Below are 19,730 nucleotides of genomic sequence, written 5' to 3' on the forward strand. Positions count from 1 at the left end.
TTCTACTTTTGTGCCTGCAAATATGGCGACAATACTACCAGCTTTTCCCTTTGCTTTTTTATTGGTAATTATGGTATAAAGTTCTCCTTTAGAAAGCGCTGTTTCATCAATGGAAAGGTAAGAGCCGATATTCTCTGGAAAAATAAGCCATTGCTTAGCATGTGACTTTTGTTCCCAGTTTTTAAAATCACTGAGGTAGTCTTTATACTGGCGTTGTAGTTTTTTACCATCTACATTATAAAACCCAGCTATAGTGTGACAATCTGAAGTTTTAGTATCTACTAATTTCTTTTAAAAAAGCAGCAAACTCGGTTGTCATTCGTGTTCCCTGTGCTACCAAATTCCAGTCTCTTTGTACAACTTGTTTTGTGTCTTTATCTAACCATCTTCGACGCTTTACATGTAAATAAACGGTGTTTCCTCGTAATGGAAAGTCTTGAATAGTGATTTCTTTGTGAAAACCATGAGCGATAAGTATGCGCTCAGATTCTTCTTTGGGTGTCACATTACGCTCTTCAAAATAAAGATGCATCACCTCTCCATTTTTTGTATGGTTAACTAAATCAAAATGATTAATTAAAAATTCTGGAAGAATAAGCTTGAGTAGTTCTAAGTAATGATCCAATGTCTTTTTTAGTGCAAAGATCTAACTATTTTTAATCTTCACACACAACTTTTGGCATTGATCCCTTCAAACCGCATCGGTTTTTTTAGTGTCTCCATTTAATTGGCTACCTGTGGTGTGCTATACTCGTTTTTTGCAACTTGGTCGTGTGAACAATATGATAACATATTGAATATACGTGTGTTAAATTTCTATATCTACTCATTTTAAAATAAATCAAACGTTATGTTATTTCGGACATACGTTATGTATGTTTTCCTATTTATGATTTACTATTGCAAGACTAAGCTTGCTGAAAACTATAATGAATAAAATAGATAACATTTTAATAATCATTAGTGTCCGGTAAAAATTTATCCGGTAGTAAATTTGAGTAAACCACCCGGTCTGTCTATTTTTAGTTTTCTACAACCAAAGATTGCCTTGATTTACAAAAAACGTTGGCAAATAGAACTGCTTTTCAAACAACTAAAACAGAACTTCCCATTAAAATATTTTCTGGGAGACAAGGAGAGTGCCATAGAGATACAAATCCTAACCATAATTTAATATACACACAAAAAAACAACTATTTAATGGGATTTAATTATAAAATTTTGATTACAAGCTAGAAAAGTTTGTTTTCGTAAGTAACTAAACTATAATAACTAAACTTTAAAATTATGACTAAAAGACTAAAAACTTGTCTTCTGCTTTTCCATCTAGTATTTGGATTTATGCAAGCAAAAGACATTTACGTTGCCAAAAACGGAAAAAACACGAACAATGGAACATTTGGTGCCCCTTACCTAACCATTTCAAAAGCAGCTAGTATAGCAAATGCTGGTGATGTGGTAATAATAAGGGGAGGTACTTACTGGGAAACCGTAACGCCTAAAAATTCTGGAAGCCCAGGGAATCCTATCATTTTTAAAAGTTATCAAAATGAGAAAGTTATTGTTTCTGCAATGCAGTTATTAGATAATTGGACTGCCGATGGAAATGGTATTTGGAAAACTACTGTGAATTGGGATTTGGGCCAAAGAAATTTTGTTGTTAATGGGTCTACAGTATTAGACTTAGCAAGATGGCCAAATAACACAGATGCTAATCGTTTTAGCTTAAATTCTGTAAGAAATGAACCGCCTAACGCAAGTGCAAATAAAGCGCTCTACGGAGGAAGTCAAGATGGTGTAGATAAAAACGCTTTTTTATTGAATCCATTCATCCCTAATTGGAATTGGGCAGATGGTGGTTCTCTTTTGTTTTATGGAGATCGTCAAGGGTCTGGTTGGTCCACTTGGAAAGCAAAGATTAAAAGTAGTAGCAATGGACGGATCAATTTTGATGCGAATAAAAATGTGCCTTGGATTATGAATTTTCATCCACCGGGAGATTATGGAGATTTTTATTTAGAAGGCATAAAGCAGGCATTAGATTACCAAAACGAATGGTATTTTAATGCTAAGACTAAAACTTTATTTGTGAAATTACCTGGGAATGCAAAACCTAAGCCATGGGCAGTTCAAATGGCTAAGAGAGAATTATGTTTTAATCTAGAAGGTAAAAATAACATTCACATCCAAAACTTAGCTACTTTTGGGGGTTCTATCGTTATCAAAGGAAACGGAAATAAAGTTTCTGGATGTACTGTGTTTTATGGAAGTATGACAAGAGGGATTTCTCCAGGAATTAACACAGGTGTCAACGCTATATTTATAAAAAGCAACTCTTATAACACTGTTATAGAAAGATCAGAAATTGCATATGGAGATGGTTCTGGAGTTTGGGATTCGGGAAGGAACACATTTATAAAAAACAACTACATTCACGACTTTGGATATTCAGGAATGTACGACGGGCCAGTTATGGCTCGTGGAGGAGGTTCCAACACCAAAGTATTGCAAAATAGAATAGATAAAGGAGGAAGAGATGCGTTGCAGATTACGAACCCAGGTTCTGAGGTAGCGTGGAATAATATTTCAAATAGTAATTTAATTTCAGATGATTGTGCTCTTTTGTATACTATAGGTAAGGGTTTAAATATGAAGATTCACCACAACTGGTTTCATGACGCCCAAGGTAGAGGTAAGTTGAAAAAAGCAGCAGGCATCTATTTAGATAACGATTCTGAAAATGTGCAGATTTTTCGCAATGTAGTTTGGAATGTAGAGTGGACTGCAGTACAAATAAACTGGAATGGTACAAATATTGATATTTTTAATAACACTTTTGTTAAAGCCCAAGGTGGCACTATGGGGGCTTGGCATAAACCAGGAACCCAGTTTTCTAATGTTAAAGTATGGAATAATATTACGGATAAGTATGCTGTTAACAACCAAGGAAATCAGGAAACGGAGACTACCTGGGAACCTCAGTCTAACAAACAAAATAATTTAGTAAACAACACCTCTTTTGTGAATTTTGCTAATAACGATTTTAAGTTAAAGTCTGGAAGTGCAGCAATAGATAAAGGAAGAGTAATACAAGGCATTACAGATGGGTTTAAAGGTAATAAACCCGATGTTGGCGCTTTTGAGTTAGGTGATAATTGGAAAGCAGGACCAAATTGGAATATTTCGGCAGGAGTAGATGGAAAATGTTATGGAATACCAGGAGAGGGCTGTACTGTGACATCCACGCCAGCTCCTCCTACGGACAATAACAACGATGTGTTTTTTATTGTAAATAGACAAACTGGTAAAAAATTAAGAGTAGGAAACAAAACAGATGGATCTGTATTAGAAATGGTGCCAAATGAATGGAGTGGAGAACCTACAAGATGGAAAAAAGTCAACACCAGTGATGGCTACTTTTATTTAGAGAATGTTTATAGTGCTATGTATTTTAGACCCACAGGTGATGAAGATGGAAGTACACTAATACAACGACCATCTAGCTATTCTGGTTACTATACACAATGGAAGCAAATACTAGCATCCGACGGCTATTTTTATTTACAAAATAGACAAACTGGCGATTATTTCCGTCCTTTTGGTGATGACACCTTTAGCAAAGTTATACAACGACCTACAAGTTATTCTGGTTATTATACACAATGGAAATTTGTAAATACGGCAACCGCACGTACTAGCGATGGTTCTAAACTTTCAAATGAAGAAATTGAAGTAAAAGAAAATGCATTTTCTTTGTACCCAAATCCAGCTTCAGATCTTTTAAATATAAAAACGGGGCCAGATAGTGATTACAAAGTAAATATTTTAGACGTAAAAGGGAGGTTGGTAAAAACCTTTAGTATTCAAAAAAATACAACAAAAACCATATCCGTATCTGATTTAAATTCGGGATTTTATATTTTGGCATACATAGCTCATTTAGACGGAAGTGTTAAGAGTAAAAAATTAATAATCAAATAAGATTTCTTAACATAACTTGAATTCAGGTTATAACTGTAAAAGATTTTTTTAAACCTAAATATGGATTCTTCCTCTTAGGATAAACAACAATTTTTGCAGAAACACAACTATTGCGAATAATCCTTTTTCACACCAAAAATTTGTAATAAAAAAAGCCCCTTCATGTTTCTAAAACAAGAAGGGGCTTTTATATAGATTATATTAATAAACTGAATTTTTCAGGCCACGAAACTACTTCGATTTATTAACCACTTTAGTTATAATAAATGGTTCTTTATTACCTGGAGGAATAATTTTTATTGACTTGTGTTTTACTTCTCCGTTTACCGTTTTAATTTTAAGGCGTACTGGTTTTCCGTATTCTGGAGGAATAGGAATAGAAATAGGTAGTTTACGCTGATTATTTAAAATAGTATAAGTGCCAATTTCAACACCTTCCATGGAAGCAACAATTATAGCTTCTTTGCTAGCATCTTCAAAATTCAATTCTGCATCCCAGTAGCTTACATAAACTCCTGGATCTATAAATACAATTTCATATTCTATCCAATCCAAATTCTCATCTTCATCTTCATTACTTTTATGGCTTGTAAAGGCTTCGTTTTTATATAGATAATCCCATTTTTTGCTACGATTTTCATCTTTTGCATTAAAGTAACCGCTTTTTTGACCTACTTTAATTTCCGGAATCACACCTGCTTCTACCGGAATACTTTTGCTTGCAACAATCTTCTCACTCGATTGGCCAATCAAAATTTCAAAGTCTCCTGCTTCTACTTTAAAGGTCTTGGCACTAACGTCGTAATACGAAAAGGCTTCGTAAGGCAACTTAATTGTGACCGTTTTGCTTTTCCCGGCAGGCACATGTATTCTTTTAAAACCTTTTAAAGCTTTAGTCGCTACAATGTGATTGGCTTTCGTGTCACGAACATATATTTGTACAATTTCATCACCATCCATTTCACCAACGTTTTTAACCGTAGCGGTAACCGTAATATCCTGACCATCCTTAACTTTTTTACGGTTAAGCTTCATGTTCTTAATTTCAAATTGGGTATAACTTAAACCAAAACCAAATGGGTATAAAGGCTCCTTTTCTGCATACATATAAGTACGTCCAACTTCTGGACCGTAATCATCTTTCCAAGTGGTTACATTATAGTCGTGAAAATGTGGTAAATCCTTTTCCGATTTTACCCAGCTCGTACTTAGTTTTCCTCCTGGATTTACATCTCCAAATAATACGTTGGCTAAGGCGGTTCCTTGTTCTTGTCCGTTAGGCCATGCACAAATAATTCCTGGAAGGTTTTCCTGTTCCCAACCAATAGAAGTCGATCCACTAGGCACTAATACCAAGACCACATTTTTATTTACTGCCTGAACCGCTTTAATTAACTCATGTTGTTTTCCAGGAAGTTTTAATGACGTACGATCTAGCGTTTCTGTTGCTGTAGATTCATCGTTTCCTACTACAAGAATTACTGTGTCAGATTTTTTAGCCAAAGCAACTGCCTCGTCTATTTTTTTCTGATCATCTTTGGCTCCAGTAACCGTACAGCCTTCAGCAAAACTGACTTCACCAGAAACACTTTTTTTAATTCCCTCTAATGGCGATATTTTGCTCTTTGGATTACCAGAATAAATACCTAACCAACAACGGTTGGCAAATGGACCAATAACAGCTAGATTGTCTATGTCCTTTTTCAATGGTAGTACAGCGTCGTTTTTCAATAAAACGATAGATTGCTCGGCTGCTTTAAGCGCCAATTGCTTATGCGTATCGCATTCCAGAACACTTTCAGGAATTTTTGAATAGGGTATAAGTGAAGGATCGTCAAAGTCGCCAGTCATAAACCGAAGTCGTAAAAGTCTTTTTACAGATACATCTAACTCTGCTTCGGTTAATAAACCTTGCTCAATGGCAGGTTTAAGTGCCGTAACAAATGGCGCTTCTTTTGTTTTATGTCGAAAACACTCCTGGTCTACGCCAGCTTTAATAGCCATGGCAGCTGCTTCTTCCTGAGTTTTAGCAAAACGCATGCGCTTTTCTATACCTTGCACAGCAGCCCAATCGGCAATTACATAACCCTCGAATCCCCATTGCTCACGTAACACACCGTTTACTAGTTCGTTGTGTGCGGAACAAGGGACCCCGTTAACACCATTTAACCCAGTCATAATTCCTGTTGCTTCTTCATCTACAATACACGTTTTATAAGCCGGAAAGTAATATTCGTATAAGTCTACATCTCTAACCAAGGAATGACTAAACTCTCGTCGTTTATCCACATTATTAGCTACATAATGTTTTACAGTCGTTACAGTTTTTACATAGTTGGGATCGTTGCCTTGCATGCCTCGAACGTACATTCGTGCAATTTCCGACATCAAATGTGGGTCTTCACTATAACACTCTTCGTTTCGCCCCCAACGCGGATCACGCGCCATATTAACCGTTGGCGAAAACATCATCACTTCTTTTTGCCCTTTATTTTTTAAAGCTCTTGCTTCGTTTGAAATGGCCGTAGCAACATCAAACATTAAATCTGGATTCCAAGTGGCTCCCATGGCTATATTTTGTGGAAACTGCGTACAATTCCATGCTTTTAATCCATGAAGCGCTTCGCCGTACCATTCGAAATACGGAATTCCTAAGCGCTCAATGGCTGGAATTCTAGATCCGCAATAACTAATCTTTTCTTCTAAGGTCATTTTTGATAACAGATCATCTACGCGATCTTCAACACTGGCTTTTGGGTCCTTCCAAACTTGTCCATTCATGCTAACCATGCCAGAAACAAGTACCATGAAAGTCAAAATAATTTTCTTCAATTTCATATTTTATTTATGCTTAAAATGATTGATTAGATGTAGTTTTCCTTCTTGACTATTTATATATCCAATTAAACATGCTAGGTTACTTAATTTGATACAAATTCAAAGCCTTTATTTAATACGCTTCAAAGGAGTTGTACATCTTGAATTCACAATATTACTTTAGATATGCTGTAAAATTCAAAAAAACGAAACATTTGCTGTGTCGAAACGGTGGTGGTCACGGTGATTTTCGATTGTTTTTAAAAATGTAACTATCTTATTTTTTGGGTTTTAATAAGTTTTATTAGAAATTACTATTTGAAACTTTCTTATTAAAAAGAAGCGTCTATAAATTTTAATACTCTCAAATAAAACCTATTTTTGAGGTATGAACTCGGACGTAAACAGCCAACAAATTCAAGCAGAATTAACCAAAATTTGCCAACATAAATTATTCGTCAATTCGTCTAGCCAAATCAGGCTATTGGAATATTTAGTTGAGAAAGCAAACTCAGATGAAGATTTAAAGGAATTCACAATTGGATCGGAGCTGTATGGTATTAACTATGCCGAAGATAAATCGAATGGCACTGTTCGTTCTTACTTTTACAAACTCCGGAAAAGGCTCGAACAGTATTATGCAGATGATGCTATAAAACACGAGATTATATTCGAAATAAAAAAAGGGCAGTACAACTTAAGTTTTAGCACTCCTAAAAACTTTTACAACCAAAAAGAACCAAACAATAATTATCTTAAAGTTCGCTATAAAACCTTGGGCTATAGTTTTGCAGGTATTTGCTTAGCATTAATAGCCTATTTTGCTTTTAATCATTTTTATAGTAAACCCATGCCGCTGTGGGAATCCTTTTTTAGTAAAGACGCAAGTAATATTATAGTAATATCCGATCAATATATTATCACAGAGCAATTAGAAGACGGAAAGTATCACGCCGTGTTTTACGAAGACATTAATAACCATAGCGACTTTTTAGACTACGTTAAAAAACATCCTGAAAGTAGAGTGCAAGCCGTGGATTATACGGCTATGTCGAAAATGGCGCCGTATAGTATCAGCTTTTTAAGTGCATGGTTTTCAGAAAATAAAGCGTCGTACACCATTGAAATGGAAAGTAAACTTACAGCGAGTGAAGCAACAAATAACAATATACTATTTATTGGTCAGTTTAAAACCATGAATATTTCTAAATCATTATTTTTAAAAAACAGCCAAGTTTTTAGTACCTATCATGATGGTTTTAAATATGCCGATAAGGATACTACTGTTGTTTATGACACAAAACACGGTAAAACAGAACGCGTAGAATATGCTATGGTTTCGTCTACAACTAATAACCAAGGCAAGCAATCCTTATATTTTGTATCTAATAACGACATTGGCGTCATGGCAACCGTTAACAAGTTTACAGATTCTAAATGGCTAAAAGAATTCTATAAGCAAATCCCTAATAAATCACCTTATTTTAACGCCTTATTCAAGGTGGAAGGTTTAGAACGAACGGATATTAGTTGCGAGTTGGTACAACTGGAGGTATTGGAATAAACCTTAATTATTTTGGTTGAAGTAAACCTTGAAGGTTTAAAATAAAAGACTTCTATCTTTAAAAAAGCCCCTTCAAGCTTTTGGAGCTTGAAGGGGCTTTGTGGTCTGCAAAAGTTGTTCAAGTACTTATACCATTTTAACTATATAATGTCGCATATAATTTGTTTCTTTTTCGCCCATATTTCAAGATAAAATAAAACCGTAGCTATGGCTATGTTTGAATTTTCTATTTCATCTGAACCCAAAATAATTCAAATTAAAAATACGACATTACACAATTAAATTGGTATTACTTTTTTAAGAACTTGATTTTTTCATTATGTTTTTCGTCGCTAACTTTCATGATATAAGTTCCGGGCTTAAGGTTTGAAACGTCAACAGAGTTTTTTGCTCCGCTAACAGGATGCTTAGCAAGTGATTTTCCAGACAGGTCGAATATTTCAACTGTAACAGGTAAACTATTAATTCCTTTTATTTTTACTGTTTCGGTTACCGGATTAGGATAAAGAGAAAATCTAGTTTTAGTATAATTACTCTCTATACCTAAAGTACCATTTTTGCGTATATCGCTACTGAAATCGAATTTTTGTAAAACAACACTACTAATATGACCGCCACCATTAGGGAATACTACTTTAACAATATTATCGGGTGTTAAAGTAGGGTCTATCAGTTCATAAGGAACAGGGATTTCTAAAACACCAAAAAACCGATCTCGTGATTTTTGGTCGTAACCGCGCCAATCGAAAGGAATATCAATTTCAGTGTCATTGAAATATACTTTTGGAAATACGAATGCCCCATTACCGGTAGGATGGTCTCTACCAACTCCCAGACGCAGAATCAATTCGCCATAGGCTGTTTTGCTTAATTCGCTTGTTTTAAATTTAAACGTATTGGCTTGACCGGAGTTTATGCTTTGTAAATATTTATCAGCATAAATTTTTGATTCTGTCGAACTTTCATCAATAAGCACATCATTTTTAAAGGTATACTCCAAAATCATAGTTGCTTCGCGACCTATCTCTACTTCATCTAGTGCCGCCGTATGTGTTGTTTCTTTCAACACGGGTATGCCGTTGTTTTCATAAAGATGTTTTATTTTTATATTTTCAATCGGGTTGTTTTCGCTATCTATTAAGTTTAAATCGATGGTTTCCGAATGGTGTTCTAGGTTGTTGAGAATTAAGTGCATTTTTTTACCATTAATGTAGGCATCCACTTGGGTATCCATATCTGCGGCTTGTGTATCTACCCTTGTTCCTTTCACATCACTCCATAGTTGATAGAACTTAACCAATTCGGTATACACCCACTCGTCTCCTTGTCCTCCTGCAAGTTCCTTTTTTTGACGAAACAGGCGGTATGGGTACTTCGCATCGGCAGGTTGGTCGGCTGGCGGACTCCACCAATTTGCCTTTAATAACATAAAAGGCATCGATTTTATGATAACATCTGGTTTTTCCATGAGCTGCATCATTATAGATGAAAACGACCTTAGGTTATACCAATCTCTTTCTTTCGTATAGTCGGTACCATCAAGATCTGGTGTAAAATAACCGTATTCTGAAATATTAAAAGGGACTACCTTACCAAGCTTAAGTACACTGTAGCTTTCAATCATATCAAAAATGGCTTCGGTATTACTTCCTGCACGATAGGTTCTAATGTTTGTTCCTTTTTTTTGTACATCGTAAAGATGAAAAGAAAAGAAATCCATGTCTGCTCCAGCTATATCAATAAACGTTTTCCAGTTTTTATTCCAGTGGTCAAAATTATTGGAGACATGCTGCGGATGCGCAGCTGTAAAGCCTCCTACCAGAATATCAGGGTTAAGTTGCTTTACTCTTTTGGCTACTGCCGAATGGAATTCTGATATTTTGGCATTGGTCGTATTCATGTCGTTAGCATGTACAAAAGGCTCATTTATAACTTCCAAATATTTGGGTTTGGGCTCTCCCGTTGTTCCGCCTGTACCGAATGCTTCTTTAATAAAATGCGCATAAAATTCGGCCGAAGCTTCATTGTTTGCATATTTCCATGGCGTTATACCGCAGCATGTAGATATGTTATTGCTTGTTGGGTAATTGCCTTTTTGTCCACCGATCATCAAATCGTTTCGATTTTCAAATTTATGTACAAAAGTATTGTTCGCGTAGGATGTTTTTACGTCGGCACTTTTCCTTTTAATTTCATTAACATCTGGCCACCCTGGTTTGTTTGCATCTTCTTTTATTGTGGATGCATGCCATGGTAATAAACCGTTGCTTCTTCCTAGATAAACATCGTAATTAGTCAAAAAAGTTTCTTGCATGTTTTGATTAGGCCACTCGCTTTCTACAAGAGGAGCATGCAAGGTGATGTATTTGTTTCGGTCAAATTCCGACTTATTGCCAACAATATGTTTCACATTCATATTTACATCTACGGCGACTTGCGCGTAGCTTCCTGAAGCTATCAGAATAGCGATAACTCGAAAATAAAGGTTTTTTTTACTCATAAAATTGATTTGGTTTTTAATGTTAGACTTGTTTATTTTTCAAACCTCATAAAGAAACTGTACGTATAGTTGTTGTTCTCCAGTCTATAGGCTGGAAGTGCTAAGGCATTTGGTCCCCAGCTATTATCACCACCTACACCAGCTTGTTTGTAATCGATGTTTAGCGTATAGAAGTTCTCGTTTTTTAGTTCGTAAGTATGGGGTGCTTTATCTAGGTTTTCTTGTGTATAGGGCCATATAGAAAAATCAATGGTTGGTGCTCCCTTTATGTTTAGGTTCAGTTCCGGACTAACCAATGTTAGTTCTCTTACTTCACTTCGGTTGCCGTTTTCTTGTGGATAGATATAATCAAAAGCGATATCCTTGGTAGCTATTTCATACCAACCGAGTTTTGCACTTTGAATACGGTCGCGGTAGTTTTCGTGTGGCCCTTTTCCGTAGAATTTTGTTTTGTTGAAGCTTTTCGGAATCGTTGTTTGCAAACCGAAACGAACAATTTGCGAAACTGTTTCTGGTTTTTCGAAGCCAAAAGTCACTTTTACACCTTGTTCGAACAATTGGTATGCAAACCATAATTTAGATTCAAAAGAAGATGTACCTCGTACCAAAATAGTATTTTCTTTAACTTCTGTAGTTTCCACTTTAAAGTCGGCAGCAACGGCTTTCCATTTCATAGCTTCATGCATCACTGTATTTCCTCGACCTCTATCGTTATCGGTGGCAGCGCGGACGAAGTTCGGTTTCAAAGCGGATAATAAAACGGGCTTATTTCCTGCTTTTAGCGAAGAGATATATCCCGTTGATTTATCAACAGTTACTTCATAAGAAGATGTTCCACCTGTAATTGTATTACCAGTAGTTGTTAATGTTACCTTTCTGGAGGAAAGCTTTTCCTTAGCCTTCACCATGGGCAATACAATATCTTCCCAAGCAACTTCATATCCGGCTCTTGCATAAGCATTACTGTTTTTTTGATGAACACTAATGTTGATTACATATTCTACACCTGCTTTTTTCTTCAGCTTTTTGATGGGTAAATCTATTGTTGTTGCTTTGCTAGGCTCTAGATTTATGGATTCAATATCTCCTGACATGATCTCCAAACCATTGGCCTTTACACTGTATTTAAAGTCAAATTCTTTAAGATTGGTAAAGTGGTAATGGTTTTTAATTTTAATGCCATAGTCAATGCTTTCATCTTTTGTAATTTCAACAAATTGGAACACCTTTTTGCATTCGTAAAGCTGCGGTTTCGGACTTTTATCCGGATTAATGATTCCGTTTATCAAGAAATTCATGCGTCCAGGGTCTGCACCAAAGTTTTCCCATGCATCATTTCCGTAGCTCCAATAAGGTTTGCCATCTTTGGTTTTTGTAGCAATACCTTGGTCTATGTAATCCCAGATGGCACCACCAATAATATTGTCGTGCGCTCGTGCACCGTCTACATATTCTTTCAAATTCCCTAATGAATTCCCCATGGCATGTGCAAATTCACAGTTAAATACGGGGCGATTGTCATTAGGGTCTTCGGCCAATTGATTCATGATTTCGGCAGTTGCATACATACGACTAATCATATCTACATAAGGACGGTCTCTTGGGTTTAGCAAGTAATTGGTCCATTCGTCGGAACCGTGTTTTTTGTAACCTCTGTCGGTTGGATCGCCTTGAGCACCTTCGGAATGCACAGGACGCGTATAATCATAGGTTTTTATCCACGATGCCATGGCTGCATGATTGGGCCCTGTACCCGATTCGTTACCTAAAGACCAAAACACAACCGAAGGATGCAATTTATCACGTTCTACCATTTTTATAGCTCGGTCTAGAAAAGAATAGGTCCATTCTGGTGAGTTAGAAGGTTCTCCACGCAAACCATGACTTTCTAGATTGGCTTCATCCATTACGTAGATTCCTAGCTGATCACATAATTCATACAAATAGGGATCGTTGGGATAATGGCTAGTACGAATAAGATTCATGTTGTTTTGTTTCAAGATGGTTATGTCTTGAAGCAGCTCTTCACGCGAAACTGTTTTTCCTTCGGTGGGACTATGGTCGTGACGATTTACACCAAACATTATTACACGCTTTCCATTAACCAGCAACACGCTATCTTTTATGTCAATTTGTCGAAAACCAATTTGTGTACTGGTTGCCTGAACCACCTTTCCATCTTTTTCTATGGTGACCAGCAGGGTGTATAAATTGGGTTTCTCGGCACTCCATTTTTTCGGGTTTTTAATATTTTGTTTCAGCATGGCAAAATGCACGTTGTCGTTTTGTGGGTACCATTCGTGCACGACTTCCTTTACTGGAATTTGCATTGGTTTTTCTAACACCTTAGTTGTTCCGTCAAATAATTGGGCTTTAATTTTGTAGCCTTCCAGGTTTTCATCTGTAGATTGTACATGCACCCGCGGGCGAATTTGCAAAACAGCATCTTCGTATTTGTCATCTAACAAGGTGCGCACATGCAAATCGGAAAGTGCAACTTTAGGCCAGGCTTGCAAGAAGACTTCACGGAAAATTCCACTCATGCGCCAATTGTCCTGATCTTCGAGATATGCACCATCGCTCCAACGAAATACTTTTACGGCAACTGTGTTCTTTCCTGGTTTTAGGTATTTTGTAATATCAAATTCTGATGAGGTATAACTCCCTTGATTATAACCCACTTCTTTACCGTTTACATACAGGTAATAAGCATTTAAAACCCCTCCGAAATTAATTAAAACGGTTTTGTCGTTCCAATCATTTGGAATGCTAAATGTTCGCTTATACGACCCCACAGGGTTGTGATTGTGGTCTATAAACGGCGGATTATTAGGAAAAGGATACCCTGAATTTACATAGGTTGCTCTACCATAGCCTCGCATTTCCCAGCAAGAAGGAACATCGATAGCGTCCCATTTGGAAACATCGTAATCTTCCTTGTAAAAATCCTCGGGTGCATCTGCTGGTTTTTTCACCCAGTTAAATTTCCATGTACCGTTTAGGGATTTGTACCAAGGAGACTTTTCCCGATTTAGTGTTTTGGCTTTTTCTACTGTTGGGTAGGAATATAGCGTTGCCCTGGATGGAAATCTGTTTTTTTGCACAACAAGAGGATTTTCCCAGTCGTTGTTGTATTGAGAAAAGGCAGTTGTTGTTATGCATAACAAGCAAACTGTAAAGATGTGAATTGCTTTCATTTTGTTTTGAGTTTTAATTACTCTTCAATCGATTTAAACTGTATGGCTTGCCCACCACCGGCAGCCAAAACAATATGCAGGCTGTCTTTAGATGTTACTTTCTTTTTTATCACATCTACGGGGTACGGGTTTATTTTCCAATCGGCATTTTTACCATCGGCATAAATAATGGCTTCGTACTGTTTGTCTTTTGCTAAGAAATCCAGGTTTATCTTAAAGTTGCGTGGGTTTTCATCAGTTATACTTCCCAGAAACCAGTTGTCGGTTCCTTTTTCCTGACGTACAATGGTAAAATAGTCACCAATTTTGGCATTTAGTACTTTACTTTCCGACCAGTCGGTAGCTACATCTTTTACAAATTGAAAAATATCGGGACGTTCTTCATAGAATTTTGGTAAATCGGCAGCCATTGGGATAGGGCTATACATGGTAATAAAATATGCCAATTGCTTGGCAAGGGTACTACGCACTCTAATTTCAAAATCGGCCCAATCTCTTTGGGGTAGCATGGGCTCGAATATCCCCACAGTATAATCGTTGGGACCACCTAAATTACGTGTAAAAGGTAGTACTACACCGTGTTCTGGGCTATTACCCTCACTCCAAGCATTGTATTCTTGTCCGCGTGCGCCTTCTCGTGCCATTAAATTAGGGTAGGTGCGCTGCTCTCCGGTGTATTTTATGGGTTCGTGATTTATAATCTGTAACTGGTATTTGGCCGCTGTCTGCACCATTTTTTTGTAGTGGCGCACCATATACTGCCCATGGTGATGCTGACTATATTTTTGCTTTTTTGTGTCCCAGTTAACACCACCTGTGTAGCCAACTTTTACTGTTTTAATTCCTAAATCTTTACACATTTGGTAAAGAGAATCCATTTTAGGTTCGTAATGGTCAATGTCTGAAATAGTCTCGTGATACATCATCATACGTACTCCTTTTTCAGCACCGTATCGACACACTTCTTCTAAATCAAAATCGTCAGTTGCGGTAGCCCAATCAAAAATTCCATAGCCTTTCCAGTCTGGTTCCATATCATCCCAACCTTTGTCCCAACCTTCAATAAGTACATCCTTGATGCCATGTTTTGCAGCAAAATCAATATGGTATTTCGCATTTTCGGTAGTGGCACCATGAGGGCGATTTGGGGAAAGTGGAACTCCAAACTGGGTCTTTTCGGCCCATGAAGTTCTAGCAGTGTGCATTTCCCACCAAATACCAATATAAGTATAGGTTTCAATCCAATCGGTATTTTCATAGGCACATGGAGGATTCAAGTTCATGATTAAATTAGACTCCACTAAGTCACCGGCATTATTCCCAATTTGAATGGTTCGCCAAGGAGTTTTCATAGGCGCAGTAGCTCTTACCAAATCCCCATTCATCCATGGCGTGAGGTGTGCTTTAAGTTTTGTGCCTTCCAAAGTATTTAAAAGGTTCATACCTGCATAATCTGTAAGGTCCGCTTCGTGAATGCTAATTACTAAATCATCATTAACTTCTAGGGTTAGAGGTGTATTACACATGTTGGCACGTTCTTCTTTGCCTACACGACGTGCAAAATTAATGGAGTCGCCTATTTTGCTAATGGGCGAATTGTAGTATACTTTCTCGTAATTGTCGAAATCGGCAAAATTCCACCAAGCTTTATAGTCGCCAGCAAAGTTGAACTCTGTTAATTCATCCATAATGATGAAATCTTTCAGTTCCGGCTGTTCTGGAAAAGCATAACGGAAAGCCACACCATCATCAAAAACGCGAGCCTGCACATTTACCAAAATGCCGCTACTTTTCTGCTTTAATTGTAACGTTAATGCGTTGTAATGATTAACAACTGTCTCTCGTTCGCCCCATACTGTTTTCCAAGTTGTATTCTCGGTTTGGGTTTCAGAAGAAATAAGCTCGAATCCTTCTTGAAGTGACTTCGTTTTTAATTTAAATCCAAGAGCCGAGCTTTTAATTATTTCATTATTCTCACGGAAAACCTCATAGAACAGTTGTCCCTTTTTGTTTAATGTAAAGATAATTTTGTTTTTTTCGTCAGGAGACGATATTTCTGTTTCTGGTGTATTACAACTGAGGAAGCTCACACTTAAAAACAGTAAAAAAGTAAATATTTTCATTCGATTCATTATTAAAATTTAGACTGCACGTTGCAATGCTATTGCGATAACAAAATTGCGAGTAATTCTGATTAATTAGAAATAATTCACTTCGTCAAAAATCATACAAGCATGCGTTTTATTCCATAATTGCTTATACTTGTATTTATAAAGAAATGTATAGTTAAATAAACCCACCAAAATTCATAAACATCTAAAAAACTGCATGTTAAAAATAAAATTTATTCTAATTATAGGGTTTTTAGTGAGTTTTTATAACGCCTATTCCTCTACAAAAGATAGTACTAGGGTATATATTGACTTATACCATACTGCCATAAACAGTGATTCTCTTCAGGTTACAGAGCTTTTGGAATGCAGACAATATTTTGAACACAAGAAGGATTCTATTTGGTTAATTCGATCCCTTATCGGTTTATCGAAAAATTATTCGAGATTAGGAAATTACAATGATAGCTTTCGTTACTTATGGAAAGCATTACATTATGCCGAGCCTTATAATAATGACAAACTATTATTTCAAGTTCACGACCAGCTAGCTACCATGTTTTATATTTTCGATAAAAATGAAGAAACGCTGCTACATCGAACGCAAGCGCTTAATTATGCAAAAAAGTCGGTGGCTCAAAGCTTCATGAATAATGAAGCGGTTATCTCTGCCTATTATGGTTTTGTACATTACTACCGAAAAGTAGGTGAATACGAACGTTCTCTAAAGTATTTAGACTCCTGCCAAATTATAGCCGACAAACTAAATTACAGTCCCGACCAACGTGCGTTCCTTTATTCTGAAAAAGGCAACATACTCCGTAAAACTGGTCAGTTAGAAGACGCACTGGTTATACTCCAACAGGCTGAAAAAAACTTTAAAAGAATAGAACCTAGTTATTTACCAATCATCTACTTTTATTTAGGCTCCACCTATATGGCACAGGAAGACTGGATACATGCTGAAAGCTATTTTAAGAAAACGGTTTCCAGTATTAATAACTATAAAACGCATTACGATGCTAAATCTGAAAGCCTGAGTAGGTTGGCCTTTTGTTTACACAAACAAAAAAGATATATGGAAGCCTATGTGGTATTAAGGGAGTCTAAGGAAATTTACGACAATACCTTTAGTACCAAAAGTTATCAGAATGCGGGGTTGTTAGGCATTAGAAACATGTATAAGGAAGAGCTAGAAGAACGTGACAAAATTATATTGGAACGTGATAAAGAACTTATCCAGCAGAAAGCCCAGATACTAACCATTAGGCTAGTATTTTTAGGTTTATTTAGTGTCATAATTGTTGGGGTGTTGTTTTGGTATGTAAAATTGCAACGTAAAAAATTTAAAACAGAAAAAGAGAAGCAACAACTAAAAACACAAATGGAGCAGGAACAAAACCGAGCATTGGTTGAAATTAAAAATAAAGAAATTACTTCCTTCACCTTACGTTTAATTGATAAGCAAAGCATTATTAGTGAAATGGTTGAGTCTATCAATAATTATGCTCCTACTAACATTGATTTGTTAAAATCGATAAAGCATAAAACCACAGGAAGAATAAAACTTTGGGAAGAATTTGATAAACGCTTTATTGATGTAAATAAGGGTTTTTATAAAAATCTTAAAGCGAACTACCCTGACCTTACACCCACAGAATTGAAGCACTGCGCACTGATTAAATTGAATTTTTCTGCAAAAGAAATGGCTCAACTTCTTAATATATCTGTTAATGGAGTGAATACTTCTAGATACCGAATTAGAAAGAAATTAAACTTAAAAAGGGAAGATAATTTAACGACTGTGATAGAGCAATTTTAAGGCTCCCTAATATTTTTGGTATGTTTATAACGGTTGGCAGTGTTATAATAATATTGGAATTTCCAAGCCCATCTACTAATACAATTGGTTTAAGATAGTTAGAATCTCACTTTAAAAAATTGAGCTATTGTTGAACCCTGCTGTTGTTGTAACTAATTAATTTGTACTGTTAAACGTTCACTTTCAATCGTTCCTACTTTGGCAACAATAGTTGCTGTTCCTTTTTTATGAGTTGATCTGATAGTAGCGATAGCTCTTATATTGTGAGTGACTATTTTATTGGTGAGTTTATCCAAAAACACATGAAAATGTCTCCCTAAAAATATAGGAAATCGTATCAGCGAATTCCCATTTAGGGCAAGTAATACCAATTACAACTCAAAAAAAGATTAATAATGTGCATATTTTTCCTTAATAACTAAGGATATGTTATTTCTGCTTCACACCACGCCCTTCCGGGTGGTTATTAATACCTCCTGTACCTTGTGCAAAATACACCTCGGGCTTATGCCAAACTCCTGTAGATTTATATGCAGGTTCGTGATAATCTAAACTTAAATCACAATCAAATCGCGCTATAATGGAATGGCTTTTACCTTGGTTTCCTGCATTGATAAAATGTGATAGTCCCCAAGTAAACCCTCTACCATCTTTGGTATCGGTAAAGGCATCAGCAGTATATGGTGCTCCGGCAGTAGGTGTTAGGGAAACGCTAGAAGCTATTTTAAAATTAACCCCATCTTCTGCAAATTGAATGGTTTCACGTTCATTACCGTCTTTAATTGCCAAGGTTGCCACACCGCCTTTATAAGGCCAATAAGTTGTTTCATGCCCCGATTGCATCACCGGATTTAAAGGGTGTTTGGTATAAGGCCCTAGCGGATCGTCAGCAATTGCCAAACCATGACCTACCGCGTAGTTCGATCGGTTATCTGGCCATTTGTTATAAGCCGCTTTATAATACACATGAATTTTTCCGTTTCGCACGATTGGCTGCGGATCGTGCGTTGCTTTATGATCCCATTCCCCTTCTTTTCCAAACGGAATAACCTGATCGCCGCCATGAATCCATGGGCCATCTGGAGCATCGGCATACGAAATCGACACCGGGCATAAATCGCCGCGTAAACCACTAGGCTCGTCGAAGGCTTGGTAATACAGATAATATTTCCCTTTCCACACCAAAATATCAGGCGTAGCAACAGAACGCCATCCCGATTTTGGTTTTTCAGGTCGTTTTACAGCAACACCTTGTTCTTTCCAAGTGATACCATCGGTACTGGTGGCGTACCAAATTTCGGCTAAATCCCAATCTGTAGAAGGAATTTCATCGGTAGCTTCTGCCGCTTGATTCCAACCAATTGGCGGCACCTTGGTGTGGCGTTTGGTATACCAAACATAGTATGTCTCATCTACCAAAATAGGTCTGGAGGGGTCGCGACGGGATACCGTGCCATCGCCACCATTATAATCAAAGCCTTTAAGTCGTGTATATTTAAACTGAGAAAACAATTCATTATCCTGAACTCGAGGTGTTGGATAATCGAACATACGTTCGGATGCTGCACTTAAGGGGATGTTAGGCTTTTCTGTTGGCATTTTATAAGGAAATACGCCTTGTTCTTGACTTTGCTCTTGTTCTTCGGAAACAATGGCCTTGTTTTCCACATCATTACAAGCGCCTATCAATACAGCGCTGCATATGGATAGAGTTAATACTTTAATTGTTCTCATAAAA

Annotated in this window: 10 protein-coding genes; 4 read left to right on the forward strand and 6 right to left on the reverse strand. The window is 36.8% G+C overall.

The window, feature by feature from the left end; translation table 11 throughout:
• Positions 1 to 271: 271 nt before the first annotated feature.
• The gene (locus tag Q4566_RS09585; RefSeq protein WP_303420557.1) at positions 272 to 625 is read right to left on the reverse strand and encodes a transposase; all 354 of its coding nucleotides are present in this window, start codon (positions 623 to 625) and stop codon (positions 272 to 274) included.
• A 369-nt stretch (positions 626 to 994) separates the two neighbouring features.
• Between Q4566_RS09585 and Q4566_RS09590 the strand changes: the two genes are divergently transcribed.
• Complete coding sequence (locus Q4566_RS09590; protein WP_303420559.1) at positions 995 to 1,174, forward strand: transposase; 180 nt, start codon at positions 995 to 997, stop codon at positions 1,172 to 1,174.
• A gap of 113 nt (positions 1,175 to 1,287) precedes the next feature.
• Positions 1,288 to 3,981, forward strand: coding sequence for a T9SS type A sorting domain-containing protein (locus tag Q4566_RS09595; protein ID WP_303420561.1), 2,694 nt, complete (start codon positions 1,288 to 1,290; stop codon positions 3,979 to 3,981).
• A 231-nt stretch (positions 3,982 to 4,212) separates the two neighbouring features.
• Here the strand turns inward: Q4566_RS09595 and Q4566_RS09600 are convergent, their stop codons facing one another.
• The gene (locus Q4566_RS09600) at positions 4,213 to 6,819 is read right to left on the reverse strand and encodes a glycoside hydrolase family 3 C-terminal domain-containing protein (protein ID WP_303420563.1); all 2,607 of its coding nucleotides are present in this window, start codon (positions 6,817 to 6,819) and stop codon (positions 4,213 to 4,215) included.
• Positions 6,820 to 7,282: 463 nt separating this feature from the next.
• Between Q4566_RS09600 and Q4566_RS09605 the strand changes: the two genes are divergently transcribed.
• Positions 7,283 to 8,362, forward strand: coding sequence for a hypothetical protein (locus Q4566_RS09605; RefSeq protein WP_303420565.1), 1,080 nt, complete (start codon positions 7,283 to 7,285; stop codon positions 8,360 to 8,362).
• A gap of 289 nt (positions 8,363 to 8,651) precedes the next feature.
• On the opposite strand, the gene Q4566_RS09610 is transcribed toward Q4566_RS09605, so the two are convergent.
• From Q4566_RS09610 to Q4566_RS09620, 3 genes are read right to left on the reverse strand one after another with little or no spacing between them, the layout of a single operon-like run.
• Positions 8,652 to 10,862 (reverse strand): T9SS type A sorting domain-containing protein, encoded by a 2,211-nt coding sequence (locus Q4566_RS09610; RefSeq protein WP_303420567.1) that lies wholly within the window; start codon positions 10,860 to 10,862, stop codon positions 8,652 to 8,654.
• Between the two features lie 32 nt (positions 10,863 to 10,894).
• The gene (locus Q4566_RS09615; protein WP_303420569.1) at positions 10,895 to 14,059 is read right to left on the reverse strand and encodes a glycoside hydrolase family 2 TIM barrel-domain containing protein; all 3,165 of its coding nucleotides are present in this window, start codon (positions 14,057 to 14,059) and stop codon (positions 10,895 to 10,897) included.
• Positions 14,060 to 14,076: 17 nt separating this feature from the next.
• A complete protein-coding gene (locus Q4566_RS09620) occupies positions 14,077 to 16,182 on the reverse strand; it encodes a glycoside hydrolase family 97 protein (protein WP_303420570.1) in 2,106 nt (701 codons plus the stop codon).
• A 205-nt stretch (positions 16,183 to 16,387) separates the two neighbouring features.
• Here Q4566_RS09620 and Q4566_RS09625 point away from each other — a divergent pair, with 205 nt between their 5' ends.
• On the forward strand, positions 16,388 to 17,992 hold the full coding sequence (locus Q4566_RS09625; RefSeq protein ID WP_303420573.1) for a hypothetical protein: 1,605 nt from the start codon (positions 16,388 to 16,390) through the stop codon (positions 17,990 to 17,992).
• Positions 17,993 to 18,421: 429 nt separating this feature from the next.
• Here Q4566_RS09625 and Q4566_RS09630 read toward each other — a convergent pair whose 3' ends face one another.
• Positions 18,422 to 19,726 (reverse strand): glycoside hydrolase, encoded by a 1,305-nt coding sequence (locus Q4566_RS09630; RefSeq protein WP_303420575.1) that lies wholly within the window; start codon positions 19,724 to 19,726, stop codon positions 18,422 to 18,424.
• Positions 19,727 to 19,730 lie beyond the last annotated feature (4 nt).

This window comes from Tamlana sp. 2_MG-2023 (genome assembly GCF_030548465.1).
Classification (GTDB): domain Bacteria; phylum Bacteroidota; class Bacteroidia; order Flavobacteriales; family Flavobacteriaceae; genus Pseudotamlana.